Source organism: Candidatus Eisenbacteria bacterium (genome assembly GCA_016235265.1).
Lineage (GTDB): Bacteria > Eisenbacteria > RBG-16-71-46 > RBG-16-71-46 > JACRLI01 > JACRLI01.
In genome coordinates this window covers 25,040-50,080 of the sequence record JACRLI010000007.1, presented here as the reverse complement: position 1 = coordinate 50,080, position 25,041 = coordinate 25,040, and the positions used below count along the sequence as shown (strand labels likewise).

Sequence of the window (25,041 nt, the reverse complement as noted above, 5' to 3'; positions counted from 1 at the left end):
CGGGAAACGTGGACCTGCTGTTCTACCGGGCGGGGTAGAAGACGGCCTCCGCCTGTGCGAGAATCAGCCGGCGGACCGTCCCATTCCACGCCCGTCTTCCCGCAGCGCACCGGATTCCAGGAGTACTCCAGCGCCATGACGCCTCGAGCGCCCGAGCGGCCCGCCGCCGGCCCCATCCCGCTCCAGCCCCTCGCGTGGCAGGCGCTCGCCCGCGCCGTCGCCAGCGGCAGCGTGCCGCCTGCATCGCTGTTCGTGGGCCCGGCCGGCATCGGAAAGGTGGAAGCCGCGCTGGCGATGGCGCGTCTGCTGAACTGCGAGAGCATCGAGGCCGCCGGCGCGCAGAAACCCGGCGCGTCCGCCTCGGGCGCGTCATTCGCCACCCCCTGCAACACCTGCCGCTCCTGCCGCCGCATGCTGGAAGGCAATCACCCGAACCTCAGGCTCATCTACCCGGTGCCCGCGCCCGCCGCCGGCCGCACCGACGAGCGCCAGGCCGAGGATCTCGAGGAAGCGCTCGCGGAGGTGCTCACCGCCCGCCGCGCCGCGAAGCTCTTCGCCTTCGACCCCGACCGCCTGTGGCCGGGCAAGAAGGTCTCCATTCAGATTGATCGCATCCGCATGCTCAAGCGCGAGCTGAGCTACTCGCTCTCGGAAGGCCGCGCCCGCGTGGTGGTGCTGGCCGAGGCGCACACGCTCACGCCCGAGGCGGCCAACGCGGCGCTCAAGATCCTCGAGGAGCCCGGCGCGAACACGCACTGGGTGCTCACCACGTCGCGTCCCCACCGCATCCTGCCCACGGTGCGCTCGCGCTGCTCGGCGATCGAGTTCGAGCCGGTGGAGCTGGAACCGATGGCGAAGCTGCTCGCCGAGCGCCTGGACAGCGAGCCGGCGGTGGCGCGCGCCGCGGCCGCGCTCTCGCAGGGCAGTCCCGCGGCGGCGGTGGGATTGCTGGCAATGGGTGGTGGCCTGCTGGCCGACCGCGACGCCGCCCTGGAGCTGTGGAAGCTGGCGCAGACCGGCCAGTGGGACCGCGTGCACCGCACCGTGGACGGCCTGCGGTTCCGCTGCTATCGCGACCGTGGTCTCGTGGGGCGCATCCTGCGCTTCTGGCTGCTGTGGGTGCGCGACCTGTTGCAGGTGAAGGGCGGCCTCCCCGAAGCCGGCGTCGCCAACCAGGACAAGCTGGAGGGCCTGCGCAAGGCCGCGGCGCAGGTCGGCTGGGAGACGCTCTCCTCGCGATACGCCGTGATCGCGGACTGCCTCGCCGCCGAGGGCCTGAACGTGGCCCCGGAGGTTCTGCTATACTCCGCACTGACCCGCCTGGCCGAGGCGCAAGCCCGATTCCGGCCCGCCTCGCGTCCGGCTTCCTGATAACCCTCCTCCGAGGCAATCCAATGGTCACTGCGCCGTCCTGCGCGCTGGTGGAAGTCACCTTCCGGGGGTTCCGCCGGGAGGTCTACGCCAACACGCGCGAGATCGACCTGACACGGCTCGACAGCATCATCGTGGAGGTGGACCGCGGCGAGGACATCGCCAAGGCATCCATGCTGGGCGAGATCGTGAACCTGAAGGCCGACCGGCAGAAGATGACCACCTATCGCGAGATCCTCCGCAAGTCCACCCCGGAGGACGCGCAGCAGCACGTGGACAACCGCACCCGCGAGAACGAGGCGTTCCACTTCTGCCGCGAGCGCATCGCCGCGCGCAAGCTGGAGATGGAGCTCTCCGACGTGGAGCTGCAGTTCGACGGCCACCGCATGACCTATTACTTCACCGCCGAGAAGCGCGTGGACTTCCGCGAGCTGGTGAAGGACCTGGCGGCGAAGTTCCGCACCCGGATCGAGCTGCGCCAGATCGGCGTGCGCGACGAAGCCAAGCGCATGGACGGCTACGGCGTGTGCGGCCGGCGCCTGTGCTGCACCTCGTGGCTCAAGGGCTTCTCGCCGGTGACGCTGCGCATGGCCAAGGACCAGGACCTGGCCCTCTCGCCGAGCAAGATCTCGGGCGTGTGCGGGCGGCTGATGTGTTGCCTGGCCTACGAGGTGGATTTCTACCGCGAGTCCACGCGGATCTACCCGCGCCCCGGGCAGGTGGTGGAGACGAAGAGCTTCGGCAAGGTGGAAGTGCGCCGCTCGGATTTCTTCCGCCTGGTGATCCACGGCGTGGACTCGGAGGGCCAGGAGCGCTCGTTCCGTCCCGACGAGGTGCCGGGGCTGGTGGAGAAGCTGATGCCGGGCGGCGGGATCGGCGACCAGGCCAAGGGCTGCAACTGCGGCGGTAGCGTCCGCACCAACGGCGGCGGGGACGGCGATGGCAACGGCCACGGCGGCGGCTGCTCGGGGTGCGCCCGCTAGGGCGGCCTCTCCGGAGAGCCCATGACCCAGGTCCGCGCCGCCGAGCTCCTGACCTCGATCCTCTCCAGTTCCTGCACGGAGGCCCGCGCGGCCTACCTGCGCCTGGCCGTGGACTACGCGCACATCCGCGCCGAGTGGGCCCTCTCCGCCCGGGACGTGCGCGCCGCCCGCAACGACGGCCGCACGAAGGTGCACAACGCCCTGATCGAGGCCACCGACGCGCTGGCTCGCGCCATGGGCAAGGCCGGCGAGGACGACTCCTGGCGCGCGGAAGTGGGCCACGACCGGCGCGACATCGGCGACTTCGCCTGCCAGGTGCACTGCCTGCTGGGGATCATGTCGCGGTAGGCTGGAGCCCCGGCGACTTTCTGATTTGAAACCCCAAAACGGATAGAGGCTCCGGCGCGGTTTTCGTACCGTGGATGTCGGAGGTACCAATCATGAAGACGACCGACGTCATCCGCTGGGAGCAGTTCCGTTCGCGCGACCCCAGGGCGCGCGAGAAGTTCGTCGTGGCCGTGCGCAGCACCGGGATCTACTGCCGGCCCGGCTGTCCGGCGCGCATGCCGCTGCGGCGCAACGTGATCTTCTTCGACTCCACCGAGGCCGCCCGCGGCGCGGGATTCCGCGCGTGCCGCAGGTGCCACCCGGACCAGGCCGGCCCGTCCGCCGCGGACCACGCGCTGGTGGGGCGGGCCTGTCGCGCGCTCGAGGCCGGCGCCGACGAGCCCGTGCGCCTGGAGAGCCTGTCGCGCGAGCTGTCCGTGAGCCCCGCGCGCCTGCGCCGCGAGTTCCGCCGCGCCCTCGGCCTCACGCCGCGCGAATACGCCGACGCCGCCCGCCTGGACCGCTTCAAGAAGCAGGTGCGCGCGCGCGGCAACGTGGCCGCCGCGATGTACGAAGCGGGCTACGGCTCTTCCAGCCGCCTGTATGAGCGGGCGCGCCAGACCCTGGGCATGACCCCCGCGGTCTACGGCCGCGGGGGCCGGGGCGCGCGCATCGGCTACGTGCTGGCGGACAGCCCCATGGGCCGCGTGCTGGTGGCGGCGACGGAGCACGGAGTGTGCGGCGTGAGCCTGGGCGCGGGCGACGTCGCGCTGAAGAAGTTCGTGCGCGAGGAGTATCCGCAGGCCGAGCTGCGCGAGGGCGGCCCGGGCCTGCGCGGCTGGGTGCGGGAGATCCTGAGGCGCCTGGACGGGCGCGCGCCGGGCGCGCCGCTGCCCCTGGACATCCGCGCCACGGCCTTCCAGTGGCGGGTGTGGCAGGAGCTGGCCGCGATCCCGAGGGGCGTCACCCGCTCGTACTCCGAAGTGGCGCGGCGCATCGGGAAGCCGAAGGCGGCGCGAGCGGTGGCTCGGGCGTGCGCGACCAATCCCGTGGCGATCGTGATACCCTGCCATCGAGTGGTGCGCGAGGGCGGACAGTCCGGCGGCTACCGGTGGGGGGAGAAGGTGAAACGGGAGGTGCTGGAGCGGGAGAAGCGGTAGGGGAATTCGAGTCCTCGCGCCATCCCTGCAGGAGACGTCTCCCGCAGGGCGCGCCCTCGTCCGGCTGTTTGACGCCCGGCGAAGCGCGCCCGTATTCTTGGGGAGTTCCACCTGCGCACCGATTCGCCCCGGCATGCCCAAGGAGCCCAGAATGAGACCAGCAGGAATGCGACTTTCCGCAGCCGGGGCGCTGGCCCCGGCGATGCTTCTCCTTGGCGCCGTCGCCGGTTCCGCATGGGCCGCCATGCCCACCGGCAAGGACGTCGTGAGCGTGAGGGCGGTCGAGGCGCTTTCCCTGGGTCGCGGGGCCACCGACACGGCGCGGGTGCTGGTGACGGTGAAGCCCGGCTACCACGTCCAGGCCAACCCCGCTGCGGCCGACTACCTGGTGGCCACGCAGCTCAAGGTGAAGGCCCTTCCCGGGTTCAAGGCAGGCAAACCGCTGTATCCGAAGGGCCGGGTCCTGCAACTGGAGGGCAGCGACGAGAAGCTGTCTACCTTCGACGGCTCGTTCGAGATCCGGGTGCCGCTGAAGGCGGGCAAGACCGCGCGCCCGGGCAGCCACGCGCTGGCGGCCTCCCTGAAGTTCCAGGCGTGCGACGACAAGTCCTGCTTCGCGCCGGTCACCGTGCCGGTGCAGATCGAGGTGCGGGTGGAGGAGCCCCGGAAGTAGGGACCGAGCATGGCCGGCGGCTCCGTTGTGCGCCGTGCGTCCAGCCCGGGGAGCACAGCCCGGGAAACCCCTCGACTCGCGCGCCCGCCTGCGTCAGACTCGCGGCTGCTGCGCACCCCGCCACAGGTTCCCATACGGAGGACTTCATGCTGAACCGGCTGCCCGGGGCCCCGGCCCTGGCTCTCATCGCTGTCATCGCCGCGGGGGCCGCCATGCCACCATCGGGCGCCCCATCCGCGCTCGCGGCCGAGGGCGCCGCCGCACCCGACGTGCAGTCCATCCTCGCGGATGTGACGCGCGCCTACACCACGCTGGGCTCCGGCTACTTCGAGGGCCGGGGCCAGGTGCGGCTGGTGGTGCACGGGCAGAGCCAGCAGGTGGAGTTTCCGATGCGCTGCGCGTTCGGCGAATCCGGCAGGTTCCTGCGCGAGATCCAGCACGAGGCCATGGGCCAGACGGCGGTGAGCGACGGGAACCAGTTGTGGCTGTACGTGGGCCGGTTCAACCAGTACATCCGCCACCCGCTCACCGCGGCGGACACCGATCCCGCCTTCCCGGCGCCGCCCAACCAGCCCAACCGGGACCCCTTCGCCGACTATCGCGCGCTCGACGCGCACCTGCGCGGTCCGCGGCTCGAGCGGTTGGACACGCTTCAGGTGGGCCCCGACAAGGTACCGTGCCACGTGGTGGCCTTCGACTCGCTGGCCGGAGGCGGGGTGGCCGGCGCCAGCGACGCCGGCGGCGAGATGTGGATCGACGTCGCCCGCCATCTCGTGCTGCGCCAGCAGGTGGGAATGGCCGCCCGGCCCGGCGGGAACGCCCAGTTCGACTCGATCTCCTGGACCACCAGCTACGAGATGGTGCGCGTGGGCGAGCCGCTGCCCGAGTCGCTGTTCGTCTTCTCCGCGCCCAACGGCGCGCAGGAAGTCGAGCAGTTCGGTCCGCAGCGTCCGAAGTTCGCGGACCTCACGGGCAAGCCGCGCATCGACTTCACGCTCAACGATCTCTCCGGCAAGCCCCGCAGCCTCAAGGACTACCACGGCAAGGTGGTGCTGCTGGATTTCTGGGCCACCTGGTGCGGGCCGTGCCGGATGGAGCTGCCGATCATCATGTCGCTCTACGCCGAGATGAAGAAGAAGGGCCTGGAGGTCCTGGCTGTCAACGTGGCCGAGGAGCGCGAGAAGCCCGCGGAGTTCGTCAAGAAGTTCGGCTACACCTTCCCGGTGCTGCTCGACACCGACGGCAAGGTGTCCCAGCAGTACCAGGCCAACGCCATCCCCACCGTGGCGGTGGTGGACCGCACCGGCAAGATCGTGGCCCACTTCGCAGGCGCGCGCTCCGAGGAGGATCTGCGCGCGGCGCTGGCCAAGGCCGGGCTGAAGTAGGCCCGGCGGCGCGCGGACGCGGATTCCCATGCTGCGCCTCGACGCCGACCTCGCCGTCCGCCTGACTGTCCGCCGCGCGGGCGAGCCCGACTCCTCCGGCCGCTGTGTCGTCTACTGGATGCAGCGCGCCCAGCGCGCCACCGACAACCCCGCGCTGGAGACCGCGATCGCCGCGGCCAACGAACTGGGCGTGCCGGTGGTGGTCTTCTTCGGGCCCATGCCCTCCTTCCCCGGCGCCAACTACCGGCACTTCCACTTCATGATGCAGGGTCTCGCCGACACCGCGGAGCGGCTGGAAGCGCGCGGCATCGGCCTGGTGCTGCGCCGCCTCGACGAGGGGGGCCTGGCGGCTTTCTGCCTCGAGGCGCATGCCGCGCTGGTGGTCAGCGACGAGAACCCCATGCGCGAGCCCGAGCGCTGGCGCGCCTCGCTGGCCGGCGAACTGCGCGTGCCGTTCTGGACCGTGGATTCCGACGTGGTGGTGCCCTCGGCGCTGCTGGAGCGGGAGCATTACTCGGCGCGCACCATCCGCCCGAAGCTCCGCGCGCACCTGGAGCGTTTCCTGGTGCGCGCGAAGGACCGGCGGGTACGGGTCTCGTGGCATCCGCCGCGGGGCATGAAATCGCTCGCGCCGCGCGTGGAGACCCTGGACCAGATGCCCCTGGACCGCAGCGTGCAGCCGGCGCCCGGCGTCGCGGGAGGCACCACCGAGGGGCTCCGGTGCCTGCGGAAGTTCCTGAGGGAGGGCCTGCCCGGCTACTCCGCCCGCCGCAACCGGCCGGAGGTCGAAGGCACCAGCCGCCTGTCCGCCTACCTGCACTTCGGCCAGCTCGGCCCGCGCGCCGTGGCGCTGGCGGTGAGTGCGGCGCACGCGCCCGGGGTGGACCGGGAGGCGTTCCTGGAGGAGCTGATCGTGCGCCGCGAGCTGAGCGTGAACTTCGTGAAGTTCAATCCCCGCTACGACCGCCTGCAGGGCTGCGAGGCGTGGGCGCTGCGCACGCTGGCCGCGCACGCGAGGGACCCGCGGGAGCATCACTACTCCGGCCGCCAGCTGGAGGATGCCGTCACGCACGATCCGCTGTGGAACGCCGCCCAGCGGCAGATGGTCCGCACCGGCTGGATGCACGGGTACATGCGGATGTACTGGGCCAAGAAGATCCTCGAGTGGACGCGCTCGCCCGAGGGGGCGTTCGAAATCGCCGTTCGGCTGAACGACCGCTACCAGCTCGACGGCCGCGACTGCAACGGCTACGCCGGCGTGGCCTGGGCCGTCGGAGGCAAGCACGACCGGCCCTGGGGCCCGGAGCGGCCCATCTTCGGACTGGTGCGCTACATGAACGCCGCGGGATGCTCGCGCAAGTTCGACACGAAAGCGTATATTCGGGCCATGTAGGGCCGGCGCGACCCGGGCGGGCGCGCCACCCAAGGAGTGTGCATGCCGCTGTCCCCAATCCTCTATCTGGCCGTCGGCCTGGTCCTGGGCGCGCTGGTGGGCTGGGCCCTGGCCCGCGCCGGAATGGGCCGCGCCGCCGCGCAGGCCGAGCGCATTCCCCAGTTGGAGCAGACCATTGTCGGGCTGACCGGCGAGGTGTCCGACCTGAAGTCCGGGCGCGCCGCGCAGGCCGCGCGGCTGGAGGAGCAGACCCGTGCTCTGGCCGAGCAGAAGACGCTGCTGGGGGAGGCCGAGAAGAAGCTCGCCGACACGTTCACTGCGCTCTCCGCCCGCTCCCTCAGGGAGAACAACGAGGCCTTCCTGGAGCTGGCGAAGGCCAAGCTGGGCGAAGCGCAGAAGGGCGCGCAGGGGGACCTGGACGCGCGCAAGCTGGCGGTGGAGGCGCTGGTGAAGCCTCTGGCGGATACGCTGAAGGCGGTGGACGAGCAGATCCGCAACGTGGAGAAGGAGCGCGCCGGGTACTACGCCGGGATGGTGGAACAGCTCAAGAGCCTGGCGGACTCCCAGAAGCTGCTGCAGTCGGAGACCACCAACCTGGTGCAGGCTCTGCGCTCGCCCACCGCGCGCGGAAGGTGGGGCGAGTTCCAGCTGCGCCGCGTGGTGGAGATGGCCGGCATGCAGCCGTACTGCAACTTCGTGGAGCAGGAGTCCAGCGACACCGACGACGGCCGCCGGCGCCCGGACATGATCGTGCGGCTGCCGGGCGGGCAGACGGTGGTGGTGGACTCAAAAGCCCCCGCCAACGTCTACCTTGCAGCCCTGGAGATCCTGGACGAAGCCTCCCGTGAGGCCCGGCTCAAGGAGTACGCGGCGCTGGTGCGCAAGCACATGGCGGACCTGGGGGGGAAGGCATACTGGGAGCAGCAGGACTCCACGCCCGAGTTCGTGGTGATGTTCCTGCCGGGCGAGATGTTCTTCAGCGCCGCCCTGCAGTACGACCCATCCCTGATCGAATTCGGCGTGGACAGAAAGGTGATCCCGGCCAGCCCCACCACGCTGATCAGCCTGCTGAAGGCCGTGGCCTATGGATGGAAGCAGGAGAAGCTGGCGCAGAACGCGCAGGAAATCAGTGATCTCGGCGCGGAGCTGTACGACCGACTGTGCGTGCTGGCCGGCCACTTCGACCGGGTGCGCAGGGGCCTGGACACGGCGGTGAGCGCGTACGACGACACCGTCGGCTCGCTCGAGACCCGCGTGCTGGTCACCGCGCGCAAGTTCCGCGAGCTGGGAGCCTCCGGCGGGAAGGACGTGCCGGATCTCAAGGAAGTGGGCAGGAAAGCGCGCAAGCTGCACGCGCCGGAGGTGGAGTCGCCCGCCGAACTGCCGCCGAATGAACCCGACATCGCGGGACAGATGGCCCCGGACGGGGGCCTCGCCTAGACGCGAAGCCTAACGGGGCGCCGCGCCCGCGCCCGCACTCGAATCCAGGCCCGCGCCTGCCCCGGAGTGCGCGCCCGCGCCTGCCCCCGCGCCCGCCCCGTAGTTCGCCCCCGCGCCTGCCCCGTAGTTCGCCCCCGCGCCTGCCCCGTAGTTCGCCCCCGCGCCTGCCCCGTAGTTCGCCCCCGCCCCCGCCCCCGCATGCGCCGCACGCCACTCCATCGCGTGCCGGATGCGATTGCGGCCCGAAGGGTGGTCGTAGAACACGATCTCTTCCAACTCGCCGGGATCCAGGTCGCGATACTCGCCGAGCTTCAGAAATACCGTCGCGGCGGCTTCGGGAGCCCGCGCGGCGTCCAGCGCGAAGCTGTCCGCCTGCGTCTCCATGATGCGGGTCATGTTGGCGTTGATCGGCTCGGCCACGAAGAAGAACAGGCTGAAGAGCAGCAGCAGCAGCGGCAGTCCCGCCACGTCCCCCACGCCCTCCACGCCCATCTGCGGCCAGCGCACGCGAACCCAGTCGAAGGCCCACCGCACGAACAGGAAGCCCAACAGGAACACCGCCCCCAGCACCGCGATCCCGATCCACACGTGGCGCAGGACGTAGTGGCCCATCTCGTGCCCGATCACCGTGCGCACCTCGTCGGGGGTGCAGCGGCGGAGGGTGTTGTCGTACATCACCACCCGCATGGTGCCGAACAGCCCATTCACGTAGGCGCTGATGCGCTGCGTGCGACGGCTGGCGTCCACCATGAACACGTCTTTCGCCGGCACGTGCTGCTCGCGGGCCATGGACAGCAGCGATTGCTTCAGGGGCGAGTCGGGCAGCGGGGTGAACTTGTTGAACGCGGGAGCGAGGAACACCGGCTCAATGACCACGATCACCACCATGAGCGCCACCGACGTCAGCCAGCCCCACAGCCACCAGCGGCCTTTCGAGCGGCGCAGGATGGCGTAGAGCAGCATCAGCGCGAGTCCGCCCAGGATGGCGGCCATGAGCAGCGAGATGAACTGGTCCCGCATCCAGCCGTCGAAGCCCTGCGTGAGCAGGCCGTAGGCCTTCTCGCGCCGGTAACCCTGATAGGCGCTCAGAGGGAATCCCACCGCCCAGGTGACCCCGGTGAAGATGAACCAGTAGAGCGCCGTCTGCATGGCCCGGGACGGCGTGTGGCGCGCGACGAAGGAGCGAAGGCGGGCGGAAGCCCCGGAGAGCAGCAGAAAGCCCAGCACCAGCAGCTGGTTGAACACGAAGTCCACCAGCCCCAGCAGGCGCCCGCCGCGCTGGTAGGCGCGGGTCTTCTCGCGGCGCTCGGCGGGGACGGACTCCAGGTAGGCGCGCGTGGCGGCCGCGGGGTCGGAGATCAGCGCGGCGGCGGCGGCCTTCGCGGAGTCGAAGGGCACGATCTCGGCGGGCGACGGTCCGTCCGCGGCGCGCGCCGGTCGCGGTGCGGCCGCGAGCGAGAGGAGCACCACTGCCAGCATCAGCGCGAAAGGGGCGAGGCGGAGAATTCCGGACCGGACGTTCATGCGACCCTCCTTGGCGGTTCCGGCGGAGAGTAGCAGGAATCTCCGGGGAAGGGGTAGGGGCGGCATGAGCATGCGGCCGGCAAGTGCGGGGGCGGCACGCGCAGCTGTGCACGAGCGGCGGGAATGGCCGGCCCGCGATCTTCGAGGATTGCACGTGGACCGCGGTGCCCGGCTCGCCCTATGATCGTCACAAGACTTCCACGACCCATCCGACGAAGAGTGGCGCTCACGGCCGCCTGGGCAAACTCTCTCGATCTGCCGTACCGCCTCCCGGCCTCTCCGCCACGACCCTGGGCCTGCATCCCCGCGGCAGGAGGTGTTATGCGGTTCGTGCGCCTGTTTCCATTGATACTCCTATCGTGCCTCGTCGCCAGTGTCCCCCGGGCCCTTGCCCAGCCCGCTGCGGCCCCCGAGGGGGCGCAGCTGATTCCCACCAGCATCGAGGTTGGCAGCGGTGCGGACACGGTGAACTTCGCGGACCCGGTCACGTTGACCGCCACCGTGAGCCCGACCACGGCCACCGGCCTGGTACAGTTCAACGACGGCGCCACGATGCTGGGCATCGTTGGCCTGAGCCATGGGCAGGCCTCGGTGGACGTCTTCGACTTCAGCATCGGCACGCACCGCATCACCGCCATCTTCGGAGGCAATGCCACCTACGCCCGCAGCGAATCGCCGGTCTTCAACCTGGTGGTGGTCGCGGGGGCCTTCACCAGGACCACGCTCACATCCGCTCCGAATCCGTCCGCCCTGGGGACCACCGTCACGATGGTTGCCACGGTCACGCCCTCATACGCCACCGGGAGCATTCAGTTCCTGGCGGACGCGGCGCCCGTCGCGACGGTGCCCGTGGTGTCGGGGACGGCGGCATGCTCCACCGCGGCGCTCACCGTGGGAATCCACTCCCTCCAGGCCATCCTGCTTCCCGGCCCGGGGTACAGCGCAAGCACTTCCCAGACGCTGTCGCAGATGGTGACACCCATGCAGACCGCCACCTCGCTCGTCGCGAACCGGGATACGACCGTGTTCGGCGACTCCGTGACCTTCACCGCAACCGTGACCCCTGACGGGGCCACCGGGGTGGTCTGGTTCATGGACGGCGGGTCCCTTCTCGCCTCGAAGTCGCTGTCCGGTGGCGTGGCCGTGCTTTCCACGGCGGCCCTCGCGGTGGGAACACGTACCATCACGGCCGAGTACAAGGGCGACGCCACGCACAGCATGAGCACCTCCGCGCCGCTCCGGCACATGGTCATGTTCGCCCCAACCACGACGGTCCTGGGCTCGGTCCCGAACCCATCTGTCTACGGGCAGTCCGTGAGCCTGACCGCGACGGTCACCCCGTCGGCGGCCACGGGACTGATGCGCTTCTACCGCGGAGGGCTTCTCCTTGGAACCGCGGCCCTCTCGGGCGGGGTCGGCGTGCTGAACACGTCCGGCCTCCCGGTGGGCCCGGATACCATCGTGGCCATCTACGGTGGCGACATTGGCCGCACTGGCAGCTCCTCCGCTCCGCGGTTGCATATCGTGAACCGCGCCGGCACCGGCATCACGCTGGCGTCCAGCGCCAACCCATCCGGCGTGGGACAACCGGTCAACTTCACCGCACAAGTCACGGCGACTTCGCCCGGCGTGGGCACTCCCACGGGGACGGTGCATCTCCGGCTCGGCGGCGTGGAATTCGCGAGCACCGCACTGGTTGCGGGCACTGCCACCGTCAGTCTGGATTGCGCCTCGGTGGGGGCGGCCCTGCCAGTGGGGCTCGACTCCGTGACGGCAGTCTACGACGGCGACGCCAGCTTCATCGGCTGCGCCTCGACCGTCCTCGAGCAGTCCGTCGTGCCCCCCAAGTCCTCGCCCACATTCCAACTCAAGTGGGGATCGCCCGGAACCGGGCCGGGACAGTTCGGCCCCGCCACCGGGGACATCCGGGGCGTCGCCATCGACGCCTCCGGCTACGTCTACGTGGCCGACCCCGGCAACGATCGCATCCAGAAGTTCGACTCCCGCGGGAACTTCGTGACCGCCTGGGGCTCCACCGGCAGCGGCAAGGGGCAGTTCCACAACCCCGTGGACGTGGCCGTGGACGCGACCGGCTACGTGTACGTGGTGGACCGGGACAACTACCGGGTGCAGAAGTTCACCGGGGGAGGGATCTACGTCGCGAAGTGGGGCTCCTTCGGGACCTCGGGCGGGCAATTCGGCGCCGCGATGGGAGGGATCGCCACCGATGGCGCCGGGAATGTGTACGTGGCCGACGGAGGCAACTACCGCGTTCAGCGGTTCTCGTCCAGCGGGGGCTTGATGGGCATGTGGGGTGGCGCGGGCACCGGGAATGGTCGCTTCTCCGGGCCGCTTTCCGGCATCGCGACCTTTGCGGCGAGCTTCGTGTACGTGGCCGACCCGGGCGCCCGGCGCATCAGCAAGTTCGATGTCGAAGGCAACTTCATCGCCGCCTGGTCCGTGCTGGGCGAGGGCACCGGAGAGTGCTCCCGGATTCCCCGCATGCTGGGGGTGGACGTGGAGGGCGACGTCTACGTGACCTCCATCGCCGAGCTGGGGGCGCGGGAAGTCCGCCGCCTCGGCCCGGACGGGACTGCCCTCGGCAGCTGGGGCGAGCCCGGAAGCGGAGCCGGCCAGTTCGGCAACCCCAGCGGGGTCGCCGTGGACGCCTTCGGGAACGTGTTTGTGGTGGACCAGCAGCTTGCGCGGATTCAAAAGTTCGAGCCCGCCAACACGGTGCAGCGCATCTCCCGTGTCGAAGACGTCCGCAACGACGAAGGCCGCCAGGTGCGCGTGACCTTCACCGCGCATTTCGCGGATCGCCCCGGGGCACCCGTGCCGATCGTTCGATACGAGATATTCCGCAGGATTGACCCGAGGTTCCGTCCGGGCCGGGTTACCGCACCGCGGGGAGCCGGCCCGCTCGCCGTGCAACTCGCCGGCTGGGACGCTGTCGCCACGGTGGGCGCCTACACCGACAGCATCTACAGCGCCGTGGTGCCCACGCTGGCCGATTCCAACGGCGCGGGCACGCACAGCGCCGTGTTCCTGGTCCGCGCCGCCACCGCAACTCCGAGCCTGTACTTCGACTCCGCGCCGGATTCAGGGCATTCCGTGGACAACCTGCCGCCCGCCGTGCCCGCGCCCTTCACGGGCGATCTCGTCGGCGGAGTGGCGCACCTGCACTGGGGCCCGAGCCCGGCGAGGGACTTCGCGCAGTTCCGCCTGTACCGCGGGCGGAATGCCGACTTCACACCCGCCCCCGGAAACCTGCGCGCCACGCTCGCGGACACCGGTTTCGCGGACCCCGCCGATTCGGGATCCGTCTACAAGCTGACGGCCGTGGACGGCAGCGGCAATGAGAGCGCCCCGGCCATGGTGCGCTTCGACAACGTCACCACCGCTCCGGGAGCCGGCATCCCGCGCATATTGTGGCTCGGCCGGATCGCGCCCAACCCGGCGCGGAGAAGCGCGCGGATCGAGTTCAGCCTGCCCGTCGCTGCGCGGGTGACCCTGAACGTGATGGACGTGGGGGGACGAATCGTGCGCCGCCTGATCGCGGAACGCCGCGACGCCGGCGCGCACGTCGAGAACTGGGACCTGGCGGACGCCGCCGGAAAGCCCGTCGGCTCGGGCGTGTACTTCCTCAGGCTGGAAGCCGGGGGAGGGATGTTGACGCGGCGGGTGGCGGTGGTGAGGTAACCCGGGGGCGGGCATCTGGAATCCCCCGGCCCCGGCGCATGTGGAGTGCGCCGGAACCGGGGGATGCGGAACCCGCTATCGGTACGTCTGCTTCACTCCACCCCAGGTAACCGCCCGAACCGGCGTCGTGGGCAGCGCAGCGACCTTGATCTGGAATGCAAGGTTCGACTGCGTCGGCGCGGCGCCGGTCCAGGACAGGATGGCGTCCCCGGTGAGCGTGAACGGCTCCACCTGACCGCTGACCCAGTTGTACTGGGCGGTGGTGGCGGGGGCGGCGGTGTCGTGGCCCAGGTCGAGCTCGAAGGTGGCGGCTCCACCGAGGTCTCCGATCCGACCCTCAGCCGCGAACGAGAACGTTGGCGATAGCGCGGCCAGCGCGGCATCGCCCGAAAGGTGGCTCAGGATCGCCGCCCGGGCGGGCAGGGCGAAGATCAGGATCGCACCGATCAGCGCCGGGCGCATGCAGATGCGGGGGGAAGCCACGGGTCCTCCGAAAACGCAAGGCGTTGGTGCAACTACAGTTACAATCTCGACCCGGGCTCTGGCGGCAAACCACCAGGGGCTCCGGCCGGACGTTCAAGGCCGTCTAGATTATATGCGCAGACAGGATAATACGCAATCTTCAGCCGCTCTGCCCGCTTGCCCGGCTCCCGGGCCTCATGCAAGTCTCCGGGCATGGACTTCGACATTCGCCCCCTGGATCGCGGCGATCCGGACCTGATCCGGCCCCTGATCACTCACCCGTCGCTGGCTCCCCAATTCGACATCCTCCAGCCTCCCGGCGCATTGGAGGACTGGCTTGGGGACCCGCACATGGACTGCGGCCCGGAGGGGGCGAGTGGGGTGGCATACGCGGGCGGGCGGCCCGTCGGGCTGGTGCTGGCTTTTGCGCTAAACGGCCTGGAGGGTCCGTGGGGGATCATGCGGCCCGGCGTGCTCGGGGAATTCCGCCGCCGCGGCATCGGGAGCGCGCTGGTGCGCGCGGCGGAGGCGCGACTGCTGGCGCGGAAGGAGCCGGCGGGAGAGTTGTGCCTGTCCGCCTGGCTGGTGGACGTGCCCGCGAGCCCCGGCCGGGCGGAAGTGCCTTTCCGGGTTGCGGACGGCGATCCCGCGCCAGCATTCGCCGCGCGGCACGGCTACTCCCACGCGCGCTACTTCTGGCTCATGGACCGCCCGCGTGGGGCCGCCCCGGAGCTGACCTGGCCCGCGGGCATCGTGACGCGCACTTTCGACGGCTCCGAGCAGGCCATCGCGGACTGGTGCGAGGCGTACAACGACTCCTTCGCCGAGCACTATCACTTCATGCCCGGCACCCTCGAGGACACCCGCCGCATCACCGGTGAGCATGGCTTTCACGCGGACGGGCTGATGCTGGCCTACCGTGACGGCCGCTGCGTGGGCTATTGCCGCAACAAGCTGGACGCGCACGCGGGCGAGGTGGCGCTGCTGGGCACGGTGCGCGCCGCGCGCGGCATCGGGCTGGGGCGGGCGTTGCTGCGCTGGGGCGTCGGTTGGCTGGAGGAAAAGCGCGCGCCGTCGGTCACGCTGATGGTGGATGGGGACAACGAGAACGCGCTGGCGCTTTATCGCTCGGAGAACTTCGAAGTCGCGCGCACGCGCGAGATCTGGAGCCGGCGACCGTAGCCGGCCGCGGAGGAGAAAGCCATGGGGCAGGCAACCAGGTTGCCTGCCCCATTCAGGACGTCCCGATTCCCGCGGCAGCCAGGAACGCCTGGCCTGCGCCGCTCTCGGTCACCCCTTCGCCGCGCCGCCGCCCGCCTTCTTCGGCGTCAGTTCCCCCTCGTGGTGCTCCTTCCACTTGTGACCGTTCTTGTCGGAGAGCTCGGCGTCAAAGTTGAAGCGGATCAGCCGCCCCTTGACCCTGTCCACCACGCCCCATCCGTAAATGGCGTCGTGGTGGACCTGGGCGCTCAGGAACTTGGCGGCGGCTTCCATGCCGACCTTCTGCTCGGCCGTCGCGGTGCGGGTGTCGAAGGTGAACTTGTCGCCGTCCACGCCGGCCACGTTCTCGGTGCCGGCGGGCACGGCGCACGGGGAGGCGAACGCCAGGGTGAAGGCCACGTCGGTGGGCGCGCCCAGGAAGGCCATCTTGATCATCGCCCAGTCGCCCTCGCGGGTCTTCTTCGCGGAGCTGTCGATCTTCTTGTCGCCCCGCACGCCTGAAATGACGATGTCGTTGGAGTCCACATCGGCTTCCAGCGTCACCGGCCCCAGCTTCGGCTCCGACTTCGGTTCCCGCGGGAACTCGTTGTTGACGTTCACCTCACCCTTGTACGAGTAGTGGACCGGGTCCATGGGCTCGGTGAGCGCGGTCATGGTGGCGGTGCCGGCCGAGCCCAGGCGCTCGGCGTCGGAGCGGGTCCCGGCGGTCCCGCCCTGGGTGGAGGTGCCGCCGGGTGTGAGCGTGGAGGTGTCACCGCTCTTCTTGCCGCATCCCGCCAGGGCGATGAGAGCGAGTGAGAGGGCGAGCGGCGCGGCAAGCCGGAGTATCCGGGCGCGGCGAGGGGAGCGAATCGCGGCCATGAAGCCTCCTTTTGTCCATTGACGCAGACGGACCGCGACAATCCTATAGCCTCCCCGTCGCGGGACACAACCGCCGATTCCGGGCGCACATAACCCCGTCCCGCGCTTTCATTTCACCCCCGTTTCGCTTAGACTCGCCGCATGTCCCGATACTACCTCACCACCGCGATTGACTACGCCAACGGCGCCCCGCACCTCGGCCACACCTACGAAAAAGTCGTCGCCGACGGCATGGCCCGCTTTCAGCGCCTCATGGGCGTGGACACCTGGTTCCAGATCGGCATGGACGAGCACGGCCAGAAGGTGGCGCAGACCGCCGAGAAGGAGGGGGTGGACCCGCAGGTGTTCTGCGACCGCATGGCGGAGACCTACACCACCGTGTGGGCCGCCATGGACATCTCGCACGACGCCTTCGTGCGCACCACCGACGAGACGCACATGCGCGGGGTACAGCACCTGTTTGCGAAGTGCCACGAGCGCGGCGACATCTACCAGGGTCACTACGAGGGCCTGTACTGCGTGGGCTGCGAGGCCTACTACCTTGAGAAGGACCTGGTGGAAGGCCTGTGCCCGGTGCACCGCACGCCGCCCAGGGCCGTGACCGAGGAGAACTACTTCTTCCGGCTGTCGAAGTACGCGGAGCCGCTGCTGGCGCACCTTGAGGCGCACCCCGGGTTCATCGAGCCGGAGATCCGGCGCAACGAGGTGCTGAATGTCATCCGCGGCGGCCTGGACGACGTGAGCGTCTCGCGCGCCAACCTCGCCTGGGGTGTGCCGTTGCCCATGGACCCGAAGCACACCGTGTACGTGTGGTTCGACGCGCTGCTCAACTACGCCACCGGCGTGGGCCTGGGCCAGGAAACGCCCTCGGCGCGCGAAAAGTGGGCCCGGTGGTGGCCCGCGGACTGTCACGTGATCGGCAAGGACATCACGCGCTTCCACTGCATCATCTGGCCCGCGATGCTGATGAGCGCGGGCATCCCGCTGCCGCGCTCGGTGTACGCGCACGGCTGGATCCAGTCGCCCGACGGCGCGCGCTTCAGCAAGTCCGCGGGCAACGTGGTGGACCCGGTCCTGGTGGGCCGGTGGCTCCGCGAGGTCGCCGGCGAGGGACTGCGCGCGGAGATCCAGCACGAGCCGCTGCGCTACTTCCTGATGCGCGAAGTTCCCATGGGCCGCGACGGCGAGTTCTCGCGTCAACTGTTCGTGGAGCGCTACAACGCCGACCTGGCCAACGAGCTGGGGAATCTCCTCAACCGCGGCCTGTCCATGGTGCACCGCTACTTCGGCGGCGCGCTGGATCCCGCCGGGCCGGTGGGAGCGCCCGAGCAGGCCATCGGCGCGCTGGCCGCCGAGGTGATCGCCAACCACCGGAAGGCGATGGGCTCGTGGCAGTTCTCGGTGGGCCTGCAGGAGGCGTGGCGCCTGGTGAAGGCCGCCAACCAGTACGTGGCCGAGACCGAGCCGTGGACGCTGGCGAAGGACCCGGCGAATCGCGCGCGCCTGGCGCGCGTGCTCTCGACGGTGCTGGAAGCGCTGCGCGTGACGGCCGCGCTGGTCGCACCCGCCATGCCGCGGACCGCCGCGGTGATCGGCGCCGACCTGGGGCTCGCGTGGCCGTCCCCCGACGCGCTGCGCGACCTGGCGTGGCGCACCGACCCGCTGCCCGCCGGACACGCCGTGGGCAAGGCCGTGGTGCTGTTTCCGCGCGTGGACGTCTCGAAGCTCGAGGCGGCCGCGGCGATCACGGAATCCCCGAAGTCCTAGGCCCGGCAGTGCCGGACCACCACCGTCCCGGCCCCGCCGGGAATCGAAGGGCCCGGTTGCGCCGGGCGGCGGCGGAACCTTGATTGACACCCACCTGCATCTCCTCGAGCCGCAGTTCGACGCCGACCGCGACGCCGTCCTTTCCCGCGCCGCCGCCGAGGGCGTGACCGCGCTCGTGGAAATCGGCATGACCGTGGAATCCAGCCGCCGCGCCGTGGAGTTCGCGGAGCGCCACGCACAGGTGTACGCGGCGGTGGGCTTCCACCCCAATCACGCGAGCGACGCACGGCCCGGCGACGTGGAGAAGCTGTTGGAAATGGCGCGTCACCCGAAGGTGGTGGCCTGGGGCGAGATCGGGCTCGACTTCTTCCGCGACTACGCGCCGCGCGAGGTGCAGGAGCCGCTGTTCCGCGACCAGGTGCGCGCCGCTCGCGAGGCGGACCTGCCCATCATCATCCACCAGCGCGCGTCGGAATCGGACGTGCTGGACATCCTCGAGGAGGAGCGCGCCGCGGAGCGCCGCCCGGTGAACCTGCACTGCTTCGCGGGAGGCCCCGCCGCCGCCGCGCGCGTGACGCCGCAGGGCTACTACTTCGGCTACGGCGGCGCGTTCACTTACGGGAGGAAGGGCGCGGACAACCCCGCGCGCGACGCGCTGGCGGTGATTCCGCGCGAGCGGCTGCTGCTGGAGACGGACTCGCCCTACCTGCCGCCCGTGCCGCACCGCGGCAAGCGCAACGAGCCCGCCTTCCTCCGCCACTCGGCGCTGGCGCTGGCCGGCGCGCTGGGGATGACGCTCCCGGAACTCGAGGCGCTGACCGACGCCAACGCGCGGCGCTTCTTCCACCGCATGGCTGGCCCCGGCACGGCGAGCGCGGCGGGCAGGCCCGCGGCGGAACCATGAGCCACCCGGCCCATTCCCCCCACGCCGAGAGCGCCATCGCGCGGCTCAAGCGCTGGGGCGTGCGGCCGCGCAAGAGCCTCGGCCAGTGCTTCCTGGTGGACCGGCGCGTGTGCGAGCGGATTGCCGAGGCGGTGGCCCCCGGGCCGGGCGAGAACGTGATCGAGATCGGCTCGGGCACCGGGGAGCTGACCGGCAGCCTGCTGGCGAGGGGCGCGCGCGTGTGGGCGCTGGAACTGGACCGCTCCCTGGCGGAACGGCTGCGCGGGGAACTGGACGTGACGGTGGTGGAGGGCGACGCCCGCGAGGTCCGCTTCCGCGACCTGGTTCCGGAGGGACCGTTCGCCGTGGCAGGCAACCTGCCCTACTATTGCACCACCGATCTGCTGGTCCACGTGCTGGATCAGCGGAACGGAGTGAGCCGGGCGGTGTTCCTGGTGCAGAAGGAGTACGCGGAACGGCTGGTGAGCCCGCCGGGGGTGCGCAGCTACGGGTCCATCGGCGTGTTCGTGGGGTACTTCGCGGAGGTGGAGAAGCTGTTCCGGGTGCCGTCGGGGGCGTTCTTTCCCCGTCCGGACGTGCAGTCGGCGGTGGTGCGCCTCACGCTCCGCCCGGACCGCGGCCTGTCCCCGGGGCGCGAGAAGACACTGTTCCGCATCGTACGCCGCGCCTTCGGGCAGCGTCGCAAGCAGTTGGGCACCGCGCTGCGCGAGCTGATGCCCGCGGGGCGCGAGCGGATGCTGGAGGGATTCCGGCACGCAGGGGTGAACCCCGAGCGCCGCGGCGAAACGCTTTCCCTGGAGGAGTTCCTGTTGCTGGCCGAGGCGCTGGAAGGGGAGTTGGTGTGAGGCGCGCCGAAGCGTTCCGGCGCCCGACGCGTGCCGCCGCCGTCCGGCCACGCGGCGCGACGCGCCCCGGCCGGCCCGCGTGGGCCACGCTCGCCGTTCTCTGGATCGCGCTCGCCTGCCTGGCCTCCGGCGCCTTCGCGCAGGGAGCCCCGCCGCCGGTGCCGGGGGCGCCCATCACCTCCAACCCCGAGGCCGTGGACAGCCTCCATGCCGCCGCCGGGGACAGCGCGCTCGTGGACAGCGCCGCCGCGGACACCGGCAACCCTTTCGTGGCCGCCCCGCGGGACACCTCGGGCGCGCCGTTCCACTACACCAGCAGCTACTCGGTGAACCGCAACCTGGCCACGTGGAACCAGATCCTGAACGTGGACACCCGCTACCGTGACCTCAAGATCGACAACTCCACCACCATCAACTTCCGCGAGGACACCGAGCGCAAGCAGCGCACCGGCAGCCGCAACCAGAACCTGTCGCTCACCTACGGGAAGCCCCGGGGGCTGCGCGTGGGCTTCGCGCTGGACCTGCAGCGCGACAACGACGGACCCATCGTGAACGGGCGCCTGAAGCCGACATCCTCCTTCAACACCACCAGCGCCCGGCTCACACTGTCGGACTCGGTGTACCTGAGCGACGTGAACTTCCTCCGGCTGGGGCTGGAGGGCGGCCGCGTGAGCCGCGAGGAATCCGGGGGTGTGCGGCGCACCGGCAGCGGCAACGACCTGGCGCAGAAGTTCGAGTGGACGTACGTGCCGCGCGGGCCCCTGAAGCTGCAGCTCCTCGGCAGCAACACGAACGTGGTCACCGACGCCGAGGGAGTCCAGCAGGGAGTGGGAGTAGGCGGGCAGGACACCACCCTGGTCGCCAACACCCGCAACCGGAACAAGGACTTCAACCTGAACGGCAAGGCCAGGCTGGCGGTGCCGTGGCACGCGCTCTCGGCGGAGCTCAGCGCCACCCACGGCGACACTCGCCAGCAGCAGCCCACACTGGGCCGGCAGGAGACACTCACGCAGAAGGTGGACAACCTGAACGGGAAGGTGACCGCGCAACTCGTGCCCAAGCTGATCCTGAACGTGGAAGCCACCGCCAACAAGAACCTGGTGCTGAGCGACGTGGACTCCTCGCGCAACTACGACACCCGCAGCCGCGGCGGGAACGTGGCGCTCAATTACGCCGACCCGATGCGCCTGGGCTCCCTCAGCCTGGTGCTGGGGGACCGGCTGAGCACCAATGACTTCCGCAAGCGCAACTCCGGCAGCCTGCAGGACGTGACCGAGCACACGCTGGCCGTCACCTACCAGCGCGCCTTCATGCAGCAGCGCTTCCAGCTCCAGCTCAATCTGTCGGCGCAGCTCAACGGCACGCGCTACGACGTGCCGACGCAGAACCAGGACTACCTGAACCGGCGCATCGGGGGCAGCCTCACCTACTCGCCGGAGTTCCCGATCACGCTGGGCTTCCAGGCCAGCGAGGTGATGTCGCACTACGTGTTCCTGCACTCCTCGCAGTCGAACAAGAACGCCATCGACCGGTTGTACTCCATCGAGTACGACATCATGTTCCGGCCGCGCGCCGGGCTGTCGCTGAGCCAGAGCTACATCGTGAGCGCGGACGCCAACATCTCCGACTTCGAGAGCTACCCGGGAATCCTGGCGGACAACCGCTACACCAAGACCACCTCCTACGTGACCCGCCTGCTGACCAACCTCACGAAGAAGGTGGACATCGAAATGAACAACAACCTTCGCCTCACGCGCAGCGGCAGCTACGACCTGGATCCGGGCCTGGGAATCCGGCTGCTGGGGGAATCGAGCCGGGGGCAGAACAACGACCTGCTGCTCAAGGTGAACTACCGGCTGGTGCGCACCGTGTCGGCCCAGGTTCAGACGCGCGCGCAATTCATTCACCAGAACGGGCTGGACGGGCTGGGCAACCCCGTCCCCAGCAGCCGCCAGCGGATCATGGAGTTGAACCTCGGGATGAACGTGGCCTACCCGTTCTCGGAGCGCGCGCGGATCAACGGCACGTTTTCCCGCTCCTCGCGCGCCGATCGTTACACACCATACTCGCTGGGCAAGCCCGGCACTCCGCGGGACAACAACCGGGACTACTTCCTGATCACGGCCACGTTCGACCTGGTGATCCGGTGAGCGCGCCGCGGGGCAACGCCCGGGCAAGCGGGAGCATCCGATGAGGACGGTGCAGAAGGCGGGAACCATGGCGGGATTGCGGTTTATCTCCTTGTGGAGTCTCGTGTGTTCCGGTGGGGTGCCTCCGAAGGGCCCCGGAACGTCGGTCCGGCGGGCCTCCGCCGACTCCGCCCAGGGGAGGTCCAGAGTGGCGATGTTCGCACCGGGACTGCGCGTCGTGGCGGCCCTGCTCCTGGTTGCCGGTGCCGGCGGATGTGACTGGCTGACCACTGCCGTCCCCGAGTCACCCTCCCCGGGCAAGGTGGCGCGGACGGTATCGCTTACCGAGCCGGACAGCGTGCTGGTCAACATCAAGGAGGCGTTCCGGGTCGGCTCGGTGCAGGCCTACATGCGCGGGATCATGCAGACGTCCGGGGGGGCCACCGAGGAGTTCCTGGCGATCTTCGACCAGGCGGACGCGCAGGTCCTGCCCACCGACGCGGCCGGCCGGGAACTCGTGAATGGAGGCTGGCACTCGGTCCAGGAACGCAACGCGCTGACCTCGATGATGAACTCCGTGGCTTCGTCCGAACCGGACACCGGTCGCGCCGTGGTGGTGAAGGACCAGGACCTGGGTGACCTGGCGGAAGGGCGCGTGTTGCTGATCACCTACCGGGTGAACATCCCGCTGGGATCCTCGCCCTACATCGCCGGTACGGCCCGGTTGACGATGAAGCGAAACACCGCGGGGGAGTGGCAAATCCTGATCTGGGAGGACCACCGCGAGCAGGCCTCGAACCCCCGGGATTCGTGGGGGGCGATGCGGTTCAAGAACCGTTCGTGAGGGCGCGCGGCTTCCCTATTCGATGGACTTCTCGTAACTTGCGCTGTGGAGCATATTTGGCTGCGCATAACGATTTGATAGTGCCTTGACCGTGCCCTTGCGGCAGGCTTATACTTAGGATGGCTTGTGTTGGGGTGTCGCGGAACACCGGGCACCCCTTTTTCTTCTTCCGGGAGGTTATTCAATGAAGTTTCGTCCGGCCGCCCTCTGCATCCTGGTCGCCTCCGCCGCGCTGCTCACGGCCGCGGGGTGCATCTTCAGCCCGGGTTCGGGGGGTACCACGCCGCCGCAGGAGTACCTCCCCGACACCAGCCCGGAGAACGTGATCCACAACGTCAGCGCTCTGTACGAGAAGCGCGACGTGACCAAGTACGAGGAGACCCTGGGCGCGAACTACGTGTTCCGCTACCAGCCGGCCGACATCGTGGCCGGCCAGCCCGATTCGCTGATCAAGGCCGAGGAAGTGGAGTTCGCGCGGCACCTGTTCGAGACCGGCAAGCCGGCGGAGGGCCTGCCCGCGGCCAGCCGCATCACGCTGCGGATCACCATCAATTCGTCCGGGCCGGACGATCGCATCCAGCACCGGAACCTCGGCTGGATGAAATACAACGTGAGGACCGAGCTCACGATCAACTTCCCGGACGGCAGCGGGAACAACGTATCCAGCCCGGCCTTGTTCTACCTGAAGCAGGAACCCGACAGCAGCGGCCACTGGAAGCTGGTGGAGTGGGCCGACCAGCCCGCCGGAGCCCCCGTGGTCGTGAGCGCGCGCTAGGCCAGTCCCCGGACGCGAATACCGTCTCCCCCAAGGAGAGGTGGACCCATGAGATCCCGTACCCTGCTCGTGCTGCTCGGAGCCGCGGTCCTGGCGCTGGCGCTGGGGGGATGTATCTTCTTCCCCGACGACGATGTCATTCAGCCGCCGGCGCCGAAGTACCTCGCCCCGATCAGCCCGGAGAACGTGATCAAGAACCTGGAGACGCTCTACATCAGCCGCGACTTCACGCAGTACGACTCCGTGCTGGCCGCGGGCTACATCTTCCGGTTCCAGCCTGCCGACATCACCGCGGGCGCCCCGGACTCGCTGATCCGCGTGGAGGAGATGAACTTCGCCGAGAACCTGTTCCAGCGCGGCGGGCCCGACGGCGCGCCGCCGGCCAGCAGGATCGGCCTCGTGATCACCAAGACCGGCAGCGGTCCGGACCCCCGGTTCGGGCACGCGGGCTGGCTGCGCTACAACGTGAGCACCAACCTCACCATCACCTTCAGCGACGGCAACGCCATGGCCGTCGTGAGCCCGGCGCTCTTCTATTTCGTGCAGGAGCCCGCCGGCAGCGGCATGTGGAGGCTCGCCGAGTGGGCCGATCAGCCCTCCGGCAAGCCGGAGCTGCTGGAAGTGCGCAGGGAGTACACCGTCCGGTAGAGACGCGCAGGGAGGGCCGGCCTCATGCGCCTGCCCTCCCTACCCGCCATCCTTCTTCCCGAACAGCCGCTTCCACTTCTCCTCGGCCGTCTCCCGCGGTCCGGCATTCTTCGCCGGCCTCTCGCTCAGCAGAAAGTAGTCGCAGAAGTTCCGCCGGTCCTTGTCCACCGTCCAATCGGCATTGGTCTCGCGGCACTGATTGTGGACCGCGGGATCGAAGTGCCGGCACTGCCGGCAGCAGTGCAGGTCCCGCCGGCACCCCGGGCACTCCTCCTCGCGCGGCACCCGCCCCTTGAACGGAACCTCGGCGCCGCAGAATTGACACTGTGCCATTTCAGTTTCTCCCAAAGGGGACGGAAGTGACGGTGCGATCGGGAGCATGATACCGCGAATCGCAACGCGAGGAAGCCGCTCGGGACGGACGGGGGCCTGACCTGTCTGCGAAGCCGACGTTGGAGGGCTCACCGCTGGAATGTTCTGCATCGGTGAGCCCGACCGGAGGCGCAGCAGACAGGTCAGGCCCCCGTCCGTCCCGAGCGACCGATCGCGCCGACACGGATCACCCGACCCCACCTTCACTTCCAGCCTCTTCGTTTGCCCCGCACTCCCGCCTCGACTACATTCGCC

At 69.8% G+C, this 25,041-nt stretch carries 20 protein-coding genes and 1 pseudogene; 17 read left to right on the top strand and 4 right to left on the bottom strand.

Going from position 1 to position 25,041, the window contains the following annotated elements; genetic code table 11:
• Window positions 1-135 precede the first annotated feature (135 nt).
• From HZB25_03790 to rmuC, 8 genes are all read left to right on the top strand, one after another.
• Window positions 136-1,371: a hypothetical protein gene (locus HZB25_03790; GenBank protein ID MBI5836346.1), complete on the top strand. Its 1,236-nt coding sequence runs from the start codon at window positions 136-138 to the stop codon at window positions 1,369-1,371.
• A 173-nt stretch (window positions 1,372-1,544) separates the two neighbouring features.
• Window positions 1,545-2,354 (top strand): stage 0 sporulation protein, encoded by an 810-nt coding sequence (locus HZB25_03785; GenBank protein ID MBI5836345.1) that lies wholly within the window; start codon window positions 1,545-1,547, stop codon window positions 2,352-2,354.
• 21 nt (window positions 2,355-2,375) lie between these two features.
• Window positions 2,376-2,702, top strand: coding sequence for a hypothetical protein (locus tag HZB25_03780; protein ID MBI5836344.1), 327 nt, complete (start codon window positions 2,376-2,378; stop codon window positions 2,700-2,702).
• Between the two features lie 92 nt (window positions 2,703-2,794).
• Window positions 2,795-3,841 carry a bifunctional DNA-binding transcriptional regulator/O6-methylguanine-DNA methyltransferase Ada gene (gene ada, locus HZB25_03775; protein MBI5836343.1) on the top strand — a complete coding sequence of 349 codons (1,047 nt, stop codon included), beginning with the start codon at window positions 2,795-2,797 and terminating at the stop codon, window positions 3,839-3,841.
• 166 nt (window positions 3,842-4,007) lie between these two features.
• Entirely contained in the window at window positions 4,008-4,514 is a 507-nt protein-coding gene (locus HZB25_03770; protein ID MBI5836342.1) for a hypothetical protein, read from the top strand.
• A gap of 146 nt (window positions 4,515-4,660) precedes the next feature.
• Window positions 4,661-5,899 (top strand): TlpA family protein disulfide reductase, encoded by a 1,239-nt coding sequence (locus HZB25_03765; protein MBI5836341.1) that lies wholly within the window; start codon window positions 4,661-4,663, stop codon window positions 5,897-5,899.
• Window positions 5,900-5,927: 28 nt separating this feature from the next.
• Window positions 5,928-7,292 carry a deoxyribodipyrimidine photo-lyase gene (locus HZB25_03760; GenBank protein ID MBI5836340.1) on the top strand — a complete coding sequence of 455 codons (1,365 nt, stop codon included), beginning with the start codon at window positions 5,928-5,930 and terminating at the stop codon, window positions 7,290-7,292.
• A 48-nt stretch (window positions 7,293-7,340) separates the two neighbouring features.
• Window positions 7,341-8,732 carry a DNA recombination protein RmuC gene (rmuC, locus tag HZB25_03755; GenBank protein MBI5836339.1) on the top strand — a complete coding sequence of 464 codons (1,392 nt, stop codon included), beginning with the start codon at window positions 7,341-7,343 and terminating at the stop codon, window positions 8,730-8,732.
• Window positions 8,733-8,741: 9 nt separating this feature from the next.
• On the opposite strand, the gene HZB25_03750 is transcribed toward rmuC, so the two are convergent.
• A complete protein-coding gene (locus HZB25_03750) occupies window positions 8,742-10,256 on the bottom strand; it encodes a M48 family metallopeptidase (GenBank protein ID MBI5836338.1) in 1,515 nt (504 codons plus the stop codon).
• Window positions 10,257-10,577: 321 nt separating this feature from the next.
• On the opposite strand from HZB25_03750, the gene HZB25_03745 reads away from it, so the two are divergent.
• A complete protein-coding gene (locus HZB25_03745) occupies window positions 10,578-13,958 on the top strand; it encodes an Ig-like domain repeat protein (GenBank protein ID MBI5836337.1) in 3,381 nt (1,126 codons plus the stop codon).
• A gap of 141 nt (window positions 13,959-14,099) precedes the next feature.
• Here the strand turns inward: HZB25_03745 and HZB25_03740 are convergent.
• Window positions 14,100-14,183, bottom strand: a pseudogene (locus HZB25_03740) (PEP-CTERM sorting domain-containing protein).
• A gap of 450 nt (window positions 14,184-14,633) precedes the next feature.
• On the opposite strand from HZB25_03740, the gene HZB25_03735 reads away from it, so the two are divergent.
• Window positions 14,634-15,602: a GNAT family N-acetyltransferase gene (locus HZB25_03735; GenBank protein MBI5836336.1), complete on the top strand. Its 969-nt coding sequence runs from the start codon at window positions 14,634-14,636 to the stop codon at window positions 15,600-15,602.
• 108 nt (window positions 15,603-15,710) lie between these two features.
• Here the strand turns inward: HZB25_03735 and HZB25_03730 are convergent, their stop codons facing one another.
• Window positions 15,711-16,502: a hypothetical protein gene (locus tag HZB25_03730; protein ID MBI5836335.1), complete on the bottom strand. Its 792-nt coding sequence runs from the start codon at window positions 16,500-16,502 to the stop codon at window positions 15,711-15,713.
• Window positions 16,503-16,643: 141 nt separating this feature from the next.
• Here HZB25_03730 and metG point away from each other — a divergent pair, with 141 nt between their 5' ends.
• From metG to HZB25_03695, 7 genes are all read left to right on the top strand, one after another.
• Window positions 16,644-18,269, top strand: coding sequence for a methionine--tRNA ligase (metG, locus tag HZB25_03725; protein MBI5836334.1), 1,626 nt, complete (start codon window positions 16,644-16,646; stop codon window positions 18,267-18,269).
• Between the two features lie 79 nt (window positions 18,270-18,348).
• On the top strand, window positions 18,349-19,173 hold the full coding sequence (locus HZB25_03720; GenBank protein ID MBI5836333.1) for a TatD family hydrolase: 825 nt from the start codon (window positions 18,349-18,351) through the stop codon (window positions 19,171-19,173).
• Window positions 19,170-20,018, top strand: a complete 849-nt coding sequence (rsmA, locus tag HZB25_03715; GenBank protein MBI5836332.1) for a ribosomal RNA small subunit methyltransferase A — start codon at window positions 19,170-19,172, stop codon at window positions 20,016-20,018. Before HZB25_03720 ends, rsmA begins: the two co-directional genes overlap by 4 nt.
• Complete coding sequence (locus HZB25_03710) at window positions 20,015-22,168, top strand: hypothetical protein (GenBank protein MBI5836331.1); 2,154 nt, start codon at window positions 20,015-20,017, stop codon at window positions 22,166-22,168. Before rsmA ends, HZB25_03710 begins: the two co-directional genes overlap by 4 nt.
• 187 nt (window positions 22,169-22,355) lie before the next feature.
• Entirely contained in the window at window positions 22,356-22,991 is a 636-nt protein-coding gene (locus HZB25_03705; GenBank protein ID MBI5836330.1) for a hypothetical protein, read from the top strand.
• A gap of 184 nt (window positions 22,992-23,175) precedes the next feature.
• Window positions 23,176-23,766 carry a hypothetical protein gene (locus tag HZB25_03700; protein MBI5836329.1) on the top strand — a complete coding sequence of 197 codons (591 nt, stop codon included), beginning with the start codon at window positions 23,176-23,178 and terminating at the stop codon, window positions 23,764-23,766.
• A 48-nt stretch (window positions 23,767-23,814) separates the two neighbouring features.
• Window positions 23,815-24,414 (top strand): hypothetical protein, encoded by a 600-nt coding sequence (locus HZB25_03695; GenBank protein MBI5836328.1) that lies wholly within the window; start codon window positions 23,815-23,817, stop codon window positions 24,412-24,414.
• Window positions 24,415-24,453: 39 nt separating this feature from the next.
• On the opposite strand, the gene HZB25_03690 is transcribed toward HZB25_03695, so the two are convergent.
• Window positions 24,454-24,747: a hypothetical protein gene (locus HZB25_03690; protein MBI5836327.1), complete on the bottom strand. Its 294-nt coding sequence runs from the start codon at window positions 24,745-24,747 to the stop codon at window positions 24,454-24,456.
• Window positions 24,748-25,041 lie beyond the last annotated feature (294 nt).